Annotated in this window: 1 protein-coding gene and 1 pseudogene; both read left to right on the forward strand. The window is 68.3% G+C overall.

The annotated features are described in order from the left end of the window. Positions 1–104 (forward strand): annotated as a pseudogene (locus BMX93_RS12580) (IS3 family transposase); the annotation flags it as partial. Positions 105–240: 136 nt separating this feature from the next. Next, entirely contained in the window at positions 241–1,548 is a 1,308-nt protein-coding gene (locus tag BMX93_RS12585; protein ID WP_091971691.1) for an ISL3 family transposase, read from the forward strand. Positions 1,549–1,648 lie beyond the last annotated feature (100 nt).

Consider the following 1,648-nt stretch of genomic DNA (forward strand, 5'->3'; position numbering starts at 1 on the left):
GCGAGGGGTGGGTCGTGAACCACAAGAAGATCCAACGGCTCTGGCGCGAGGAAGGGCTGCGCGTCCCGCAGCGGCGTCGCCGCAAACGCGTTGGGGGCTCTTCAGGATTGAGGGTGTAGTTGTGGCTGGGCTGTGTGAGAGTCTGCTGTAGTTGACCTGTGAGGCCGGGATGCGTGGGGGGAGGACCCTGCGCGAGGATCGGAGTGTCTAGATCTGTCCTCGTGAATCGCAAGGTCCTCCATGAACCACGCTACCTTCGGCGCCCCCGACCTGACCACATTCGCCCGTCTCGATGAACTCGGTCTGGAGGTCACCGGTCAGCTGATCAGTGCCGAGGAGACGGTCCTGGCCTGCCGGGTCGTCGAGACTGACGAGTGGTGCCACCGGTGCGGATGCCAGGGGGTCCCTCGTGACACGGTGGGCAGGCGCCTGGCCCATACTCCTTTCGGGCACCGGCCCACGATCCTGGCTGTGCCGGTCCGCCGGTACCGGTGCACCGGCTGCGGGCGGGTATGGCGCCAGAACACTGACCAGGCCGCCCAGGCGAGGGCGAAACTGTCGCGGGGTGGGCTGGCCTGGGCACTGGAGGGGTTGGTGCTCGATCATCTGCCGGTCGCCCGGATCGCCGCATCCCTGGGCGTGGACTGGACCACCGCCAATGATGCGGTGCTGGCCGAGGGCACCCGTCGGCTCATCGACGACCCGGGCCGCTTCGACGGCGTGGAGGTCATCGGGGTCGACGAGCACGTGTGGCGCCACACCAGAGGCGGCGACAAGTACGTCACCGTGATCATCGACCTGACACCGCTACGCGACGGCACCGGGGCCTCCCGGCTGCTCGACATGGTGGCGGGCCGCTCCAAGAAGGTCTTCAAAACCTGGCTGGCCGGCCGCGACCAGGCCTGGCGCGACCGCATCGAGGTGGTGGCCATGGACGGGTTCACCGGCTTCAAGACCGCAGCCGCCGAGGAACTGCCGGACGCGGTCGAGGTGATGGACCCCTTCCACGTCGTCCAGCTCGCCGGCGACCAGCTCGATGTCACCCGCCAACGCGTCCAGCAGGACACCACGGGCCATCGGGGCCGCAGGGGCGACCCCCTGTTCGGGGTCAGGCTGACCCTGCACACGGGCCGGGACCTGCTCACCGACCGGCAGGCCGCCCGCCTGGATGCTGTGCTCGCCGATGACGCTCACGCGCCGGTCCAGGTCACCTGGGCGGTCTACCAGGAGGTCGTGGCCGCCTACCGCGCCGAACACCGTGCCGAGGGGCGGGCGATCATGGCCCACCTGATCGACGCGATCGCCACCAAAGTCCCCGCCGCACTGCCCGAGGTCATCACTCTCGGCCACACGTTGAAGAAACGGGCCGCCGACATCCTGGCCTACTTCGACCACCCGGGGACCTCGAACGGCCCTAGTGAGGCCATCAACGGCAAACTCGAACACCTCCGCGGTATCGCCCTGGGCTTCCGGAACCTCACCCACTACATCACCAGATCCCTCCTGGAGACCGGAGGATTCAGACCCCGACTACACCCTGGATCCTGAAGAGCCGCGTTGGGTCTTCGACCGTCGACGCCCCGGCAGCGGTCGCACCGAACCTCGTGTGGGCGGTGGACTTCCAGTTCGACGCGGACGAGCAGGGCCG

Source organism: Propionibacterium cyclohexanicum (genome assembly GCF_900111365.1).
In the GTDB taxonomy this organism is placed as follows: Bacteria; Actinomycetota; Actinomycetes; order Propionibacteriales; family Propionibacteriaceae; genus Propionibacterium; species Propionibacterium cyclohexanicum.